The organism is Phytoactinopolyspora endophytica (genome assembly GCF_004138495.1).
GTDB classification, from domain to species: Bacteria; Actinomycetota; Actinomycetes; order Jiangellales; family Jiangellaceae; genus Phytoactinopolyspora; species Phytoactinopolyspora endophytica.
Genome location: NZ_ML142855.1, coordinates 143,169 through 143,680, shown reverse-complemented (window position 1 = coordinate 143,680; position 512 = coordinate 143,169).

Sequence of the window (512 nt, the reverse complement as noted above, 5' to 3'; positions counted from 1 at the left end):
GTCAGCCGCGTCAGGAACGGGACGGTCAGTCTGTGGTCCCACGATTCCGATACTTCCACAGCTTGGAGGTCGCCCGACAGCATCGCGGACCGGATACCCGGTACCGGTCACGGCTCGGCCGGCGTCACCCGCAGTGGTCCATTCCGCCGCTTCTGAGGTGGACCGCTCTGTCGTCGTCATGCCTGGAGTCTTCCGGCTCGTCGCTGCTCACGACAGCATCGAGAGTCTGAACGCCCCGTCCACCGATCGGTGGACGGACCTCGCCGTCCTGAGGTGCCTTAGGCGCGCCTAGGTCACCTCAGTGGATACCTAAGGTAGGCGCGGCCGGCAAAGATGCGGCACTCGTCCGATGTGCCGACCTGGGTCTTAGGACGACTCTGGTGTCATCAGCGGACGAGGCGAGCGGAGACAAGACAATGAACCCCTACACCGAGACCATCTTCAAGACCATCCACGAGCACCGCGCCGCCGAGATGCAGGCGGAGGCTCAGTTGTACGGGCTGACCCGCAAG